The 6,397-nt window shown below is 55.4% G+C and carries 7 protein-coding genes; 2 read left to right on the top strand and 5 right to left on the bottom strand.

Annotated elements, in window-relative coordinates:
• The first annotated feature begins 64 nt into the window (after positions 1–64).
• Positions 65–1,033, top strand: coding sequence for an IS5 family transposase (locus H0E84_RS07665; protein WP_180677693.1), 969 nt, complete (start codon positions 65–67; stop codon positions 1,031–1,033).
• Between the two features lie 240 nt (positions 1,034–1,273).
• Here H0E84_RS07665 and H0E84_RS07660 read toward each other — a convergent pair whose 3' ends face one another.
• The 4 genes from H0E84_RS07660 to H0E84_RS07645 form a co-directional block, all read right to left on the bottom strand.
• The gene (locus tag H0E84_RS07660; RefSeq protein WP_180678056.1) at positions 1,274–1,705 is read right to left on the bottom strand and encodes a RidA family protein; all 432 of its coding nucleotides are present in this window, start codon (positions 1,703–1,705) and stop codon (positions 1,274–1,276) included.
• 133 nt (positions 1,706–1,838) lie between these two features.
• A complete protein-coding gene (locus H0E84_RS07655) occupies positions 1,839–2,189 on the bottom strand; it encodes a DUF3024 domain-containing protein (RefSeq protein WP_180678055.1) in 351 nt (116 codons plus the stop codon).
• Between the two features lie 79 nt (positions 2,190–2,268).
• Positions 2,269–2,646 carry a VOC family protein gene (locus H0E84_RS07650; RefSeq protein ID WP_180678054.1) on the bottom strand — a complete coding sequence of 126 codons (378 nt, stop codon included), beginning with the start codon at positions 2,644–2,646 and terminating at the stop codon, positions 2,269–2,271.
• A 51-nt stretch (positions 2,647–2,697) separates the two neighbouring features.
• The gene (locus H0E84_RS07645; RefSeq protein ID WP_180678053.1) at positions 2,698–3,114 is read right to left on the bottom strand and encodes a hypothetical protein; all 417 of its coding nucleotides are present in this window, start codon (positions 3,112–3,114) and stop codon (positions 2,698–2,700) included.
• Between the two features lie 233 nt (positions 3,115–3,347).
• Here H0E84_RS07645 and H0E84_RS07640 point away from each other — a divergent pair, with 233 nt between their 5' ends.
• Positions 3,348–3,911: an imm11 family protein gene (locus H0E84_RS07640; protein ID WP_180678052.1), complete on the top strand. Its 564-nt coding sequence runs from the start codon at positions 3,348–3,350 to the stop codon at positions 3,909–3,911.
• Between the two features lie 1,537 nt (positions 3,912–5,448).
• On the opposite strand, the gene H0E84_RS07635 is transcribed toward H0E84_RS07640, so the two are convergent.
• Positions 5,449–5,955: a hypothetical protein gene (locus H0E84_RS07635; protein WP_180678051.1), complete on the bottom strand. Its 507-nt coding sequence runs from the start codon at positions 5,953–5,955 to the stop codon at positions 5,449–5,451.
• Between the last annotated feature and the right edge of the window lie 442 nt (positions 5,956–6,397).

The raw sequence follows: 6,397 nt of genomic DNA, 5'->3' as shown, positions 1-6,397 counted from the left end.
GGAAGGTCTGAACAACTCGTCCGTTCCGCGCGACAATAGCGCAACTTGATTGGGACAGCGATCGATGCAGCTGACGTTCGGTGACGCCGAGGGCTTGGGCAAGGGCAAGCGGACCCGCAAGGAGATCTTCCTGGCGGAGATGGACCAGGTGGTGCCGTGGAAGGCGCTGCTGGCGCTGATCGAGCCGCACTACCCGAAGACGGGCCGCCCCGGCCGCCAACCGTACCCACTTGCCACAATGCTGCGCGTCCACTTCCTGCAGCAGTGGTACGCGTTGAGCGACCCGGCGATGGAAGAGGCCTTGTACGACACTCCGGTGATGCGCCGGTTCGCCGGGCTCGGTGGGCTGGACGGCATCCCGGACGAGACGACAATCCTCAACTTCCGGCGATTGCTCGAGACGCACGACCTGGGCAGGCAGATCTTCGAGCAGGTCAATGCGCATCTGTCGCGTAAGGGCCAGAGCTTGCGCGCGGGCACGATCGTGGATGCGACGATCATCGCGGCCCCGAGCTCGACGAAGAACCAGGATGGCGAGCGGGATCCGGAAATGCACCAGACGAAGAAGGGCAACCAGTGGTACTTCGGGATGAAGGCGCACATCGGCGTGGACGAGGAGTCCGGGCTGGTGCACCACGTGGAATGCACGGCGGCGAACGCGGCCGACATCAGCCAGGTCCACAAGCTGCTGCACGGCAAGGAAGGCACGGTACGCGGCGACAGCGGCTACGCCGGCATGGACAAGCGCGAAGAACTGCAGGAGGTCCGGGCGGCTTTCGTGGTGGCGGAGAAGCCTTCGAAGATCCGCGCGATGAAGAACAAGCGCGACCGCCGGTACGCGGAGCGTTGGGAGCAGTACAAGGCGAGCCTGCGGGCGAAGGTCGAGCACCCGTTCCGGGTGGTGAAGCAGCAGTTCCGCCACATCAAGGTGCGCTACCGCGGATTGATGAAGAACACCGGCCAGATGCTGACGTTGTTCGCGTTGTCGAATCTGTGGATGGCGCGCCGGCACTTGCTGCCGGCGACGGGATAGGTGTGTCCCCCGGGCGGGGAACCCCGCCCAAATGCGCCGAAAACGGCGCAACGAGCGTCGCAGAGCTTGTTGACCCCGAACACTGGAATCACTGCGTCAAGCCACGTTGTTCAGATGATCCCTATAGCTCTCCACGCGTTTGCGACGTCAGACACTGGCATGACTCCTGTGGGGCCTAGCGCCTGAATTAAGCCGCGCCGCGAAGCGGCGTCGGCTTGCATAAATTGTTAGACAGCACGCTCACTTTGCATACTCCGCGGTTAGCTCAACTTCCACAACGTAGGAAGGGAGATAGAGGCGCTGGACCTGCACCCAACTCGCGGCGGGTAGCGATGTGCCATAAAATTCCCGGCGAATCGACTTGTTTTCAATGAATGCATCCAAGTCAGTGGCGAACACAGTTTCGCGCACGACGTTTGCGGAGGATAGCCCGTTTGCCTCCAGAATTTCGTCGAGTCGCGCGTATACAGAACGAACTGCAGAATCCATAGTTCCACCAGCCGAAACGCCAGAGACATGGAGCGTGTTTCCGCTACGGACTGCTTGACAGAAGCCTATGTCCTGCTCTAGCTGCTCCATTGAATGGAAACAGGTTCGCTCGGGCTGCAGGGCTGTCGAAGCACAGCCTGACATGGCCGCGAGAGCGGCTACTAAAAACAGATGGCGGCTCATAGAACTCCTGTGCTGCCTAACGCCTAAGTTAAGCCGCGCGGCACAGCGCAGCCAAGCACATAGCAAGCTGTACCTGCCACGTGCTGGGCGCAACGAAGCGGTGTCGGCTTGAACGCATTGCTAGGCGCCAATACTAGCCGAAGAAGCAGGCATGCTTGTCTTCTGCCACCAAGGCTAAGAACCGGTCAACTGTGCCGACCTGAGGCGTAGGCGGATAGACATGCCACTTTAGGTCCGCTCGCATCCAGAACACCTTCCAGAGGTTCGTGGTTCTGACGTAAGTGGCCTTTGCAACCGACTGCTCCATGATCTCGCCGGGAGCCCCGGGCCACTTGGGGCGAACCTCGAAGATCTCGATGCTCTGCCCGTTGATTCGATACGCGAGATCTAGTTGATGCCGGATGTGTGGCGGCGGACGATGCTTCTCAACGAACGCGCCAACAACCTTCTCCAACCGCTTGGTCTCTAGCTCACTAAATGCCATGGTTGCTCGGGTTGCAAGACAGTTGCTGAATTAAGCCGATCTGCGAAGCGGGTTCGACTTGAATGAATTGTTATACGGCTTACCGCGTGGACTCGAATAGCTCGATGGGGTTGCCAGACGGATCTTCAAGAAGAATCTGCTTGCCTCCCTTGCCCTCAATTATCTCGCTTCTGAAGGAGGCACCGGTTCTCTTGAGTTCTCCTACGGTTGTTTTTAGGTTTTCGACCTCGATTTGAAAGCGGTTCCATCCTCCAGGTTTTGGCTCAGAGCCATCTGGCATCGAAGCGCCCGCACCACCTGCACCGGGGACGTTCAGAAGTAGCCGAAGGCTCTCACGCTTTAACGCCGCAAAACCAGGCGCAGGATGCATTTCAACCTCGAATCCCAGGTTCTCGGTGTAGAACGTAATGGCCGCGTCTACATCGTCGACAATGTAGCGAATGCTCACGTTGCTCATCTCCTCCTCCTACTTGTGCGAAGAACGATCTTAAGCCGTATAACGCCTGAATTAAGCCGAGCCGCGAAGCGGCTTCGGCTTGAATGAATTGTTAGATTGCGCTGCGACACGCCAGACGAGCACTGCGAGGACATTGATCGCTGGAACGATCACAGCGCCGACCCATGCAGAAGCGACCTCGAAAGGAGAAATGCCATAATCGCCGAGCCCTACGACCGCGAAGAGGCCAATGAGCACAAGAAGTCCGTTGGCGAGGCTTGTCAGAATGGTTACCGCTAGGTTTGGCGATCTCGGCACGAGGGCCAGGAAAGCATGATATTGCGCCGCATCCCGCGCTTTACGCTGGCGAAACGGATATGGCAGACGATGCGACAACAGACATGGTCCATTACACAAATTACCCGGCCATTGCGAAGAAAAAATTACAGTAGCTGTATAATCGCTCAGTGAAAAACTACGCGGCTTCATGTGGGTTTTGCACAGACAATAAGAACAACGGGAAAAAACTTCCTCCGCCTTATCGTATTAATCAAAAACTGGATGGTGTATCGAAAAAATTAATTGGATACATAACAGGCGCTCCGGCAAATTGGAAATACTTTATTTCTGAATACGCTCAGGACTATGCGGTCAAACTCAAATCGCTATCGAGAAAGCGTAAGCGCCCTCAATAACCCATAATATTTAGCAAGAGATTTCATATGTACTTCGAACTGGAAGTGGAAATTGGTCAGAAATACGGTGTGATTGAATGGCCGACAGTGCCGGATGGCGTTTTCGGATTTCAGGCCAGCGATCTAATTACGGTCTCAGTACCTGAGCCTGTAGTATTTCTAGTGGATAATACTGGCGAGCATCCTCCCATAGATTTTGTAACCAGCTTCATGCCGGTTTTCTCTAACCGTTTGGTTGACGCATTTCGCCGTGCCGGTGTAGATAATATGCAGACCTTCAAAGCGTTTCTTAAAAATCCAGTCACTGGAGAGACATGGGATTCATATCAGGTAGTCAATGTATTGGGCAAGATTGCGTGTGCAGATCTTGTTAATTCGGTTTATGAAGGTCCTGATGGAATGGATTACGAGTTTGAAGAACTGGTGATCGACACGGACCGGGCAAATGGAGCACTATTATTCAGGCTAGCTGAAAGTCACGGCATGATCATCGTCAACAATAGCGTTCTGGACTACATGTATGACAAAGATGATGATCCAATATTTGATGGTGTCGACTTTATTCCTATTAAATCGACTCATAGCATTTAGAGTAAATGACGCTTTGCGGGTCAGGGTTTAACCTGACCTCAAAACTAAGGACTTTTGTGCATCATTTGAAATGAATCCAATTTAACATAATATACATATAGAGCTGCAGGGGCGAGCACGAGGAGAGTTGCTAAGGGAATAGCGCCAGCCAGCACAGCGAGGACGGCCGCAATGCAGAGCAGTCCGTTGGCCACGATCCCAAACCACCTAAACACCGACGAAATTTTCATAAGCAATCTAACACTTGAGTTAAGCCGAGCCGCGAAGCGGGTTCGGCTTGAATGAACTGTTAGCCGCTCACTAGAACTAGTGGCGGCGCATGGCAGACAAAAACTCCGTGCTGATTGGGTACCCAGATGCTGAGCCAATAACCGAATCAATGCCGCATTTGGGGCATAGGGCGGTAACTCCCACGGAAAGATTCAGTTTTTGCTGCGTTCCCTGAGGCCAGTCGACCCACTCCGTCACCTCCGAAGGCTTGAAGATCTTTAGACAGTAGAAGCAGCCGCACTGGGTGCTGCGCTCAATCTCCTCGCGGTGATTGGAGGAGTTGGAGTGCGCAACTACGACGTCCGGAGCAGGTGCCATGACCGGCTAACGCCTGAATTAAGCCGCGCCGCGAAGCGGCGTCGGCTTGAATGAATTGTTAGGCGGCACTCGACGGTCAATCATTGATCATGCTGCCAAATCTGAACAAGAGAGCGTTGCCGCGAAATAGGCCAAAGTAGTTGTCACCCGTCTCGCAGTTGACGTGGCGGAGACGGTCGCCTGGCTGCGTCATGGAAACTACGGTCGCCCATTCTGCTGAGTCTGCGAGATCTCGATTACCGAGTAGATCAGCAAAGTCTAAAGCTTCATAGCGCCTCATTGACCCAGAAATACTGCACCCGGCAGTGAGCCCAAAATCGCGCGCAACGCGTGCTGGCTCCGTTTTGGGTCCAGGGCGATGCGCACAGCTTGTGATGAGTGCGGTGCAAAGTAGTGCCAATACAAGCTTTGAGAGCGGGTTCCTTGGATATCGATAGTGCATGGTGTGCCGCCTAACGCCAGAGTTAAGCCGACCCGTAGCGGGGTGGCGACTGCGTGTTAGCGTAGCGTAAAAGCACGCAGGCGGTGCCCCGATACGGGTTCGGCTTGAACGAATTGTTAGGCCGCACTACCCGTCTACCCCCGAGCATAGGGCTTGTGTTAGCACGGAGCCCGATGGCTGGATTATGAGAACAAGCTCAACAGCCTTATCTTCACTGAACATTGGGAGATCCAGCATAGATGGCTGGCCGTAAACCAAGATCTCCTCCGTAGGGCTTGAGCCGGGCCTGGAGGAATGTGGCTGCCCCATGATCGCAAGAACCTCGCTGTGAGTGGCTCCGAGGCGCAACTTGGCACAATTCTCGCGGTCTCGGTTTCCTGCATCATATTGCCCGCAGCCGGTAAGTGCGAACGCCAATAACAATATGGTGATTGCAGCGAATCTTCCCATGCGGCCTAACGCCTGAATTAAGCCGACCCGCGAAGCGGGTTCGGCTTGAATGAATTGTTAGGTGCCAGCCCCGGCGGGCCACACCTTGTCCACCAAGTCACCGATCTCCATGGGCTCACTACGACCCTCCATTGCCTTGGACCATTCTTGCGGGTTGGGGAAGCCTTGCGATGCAGGTGAGTCCCACAGCGATGAGTTGAGCGCAAAGACAACGACGCCGCCGCGGGCCTCAAATGTAGGCACCGCAAGGATCGCAGCCCGGAGTTTAGCTGCGATGGGCTCGGGGAGGCTGGGCTTGAAGTCTAGCCAGACCATGGATTGTCCGCCCGGCCGAACTGCAAGGACAAGATAGCCACTTGCTGGGTGTGGCTGCTCGTCAACCAGAGCGCTCTCTGTCGCAGATTCGACTGCCCTTATGTACTCGGACAGCGACTGAACAGAGGGTGCTCGCTCCTTAAGCACGAAGTCGGGCTGCAACAGCATGATGTTCTCAGTGCGGTACGGCGTAGCCGCAGAAGCTGCCGAGCTGAGAAGCATTGCTACAAGAACTGCGAGAAACTTCATGCTGGCACCGACGCCTGAATTAAGCCGCGCCGCGAAGCGGCGTCGGCTTGAATGAATTGTTAGACGGCACTACGTCCACTCTAGATCCTTTGGGAACTGGCTAGCCGCCTCAAACCCATTGTTTGGTAGATCCTCTTCAACGTCCCGACGGTGCCACGCTCTGTTGAGATGTGAGTAAACGTGGCCCAAATCTACGCGAAGATTTCCCTCCCCATAGTCTGGATCTGAGTCCATATCCGCGATTAGCTGGGCCAAATGCTCTTGCGCATCCGCGAGCTCATACATCAGCAGGGCCCAGCCGACAGGATGCTCTGACTTTTTGATCACCCGTGAACTCCCAGTGCCGTCTAACGCTTGAGTTAAGCCGACTTGGCCCGCGCAGCGGGACAAGTTCGGCTTGAACGAATTGTTAGGCGCGAGACTACCCCAGACAATGACGGGC

Origin of the sequence: Luteimonas salinisoli, from assembly GCF_013425525.1 — a bacterium.
GTDB classification, from domain to species: domain Bacteria; phylum Pseudomonadota; class Gammaproteobacteria; order Xanthomonadales; family Xanthomonadaceae; genus Luteimonas; species Luteimonas salinisoli.
Note: the sequence above shows the minus strand (reverse complement) of the source record. Positions and strands in the feature narration are given on the sequence as shown.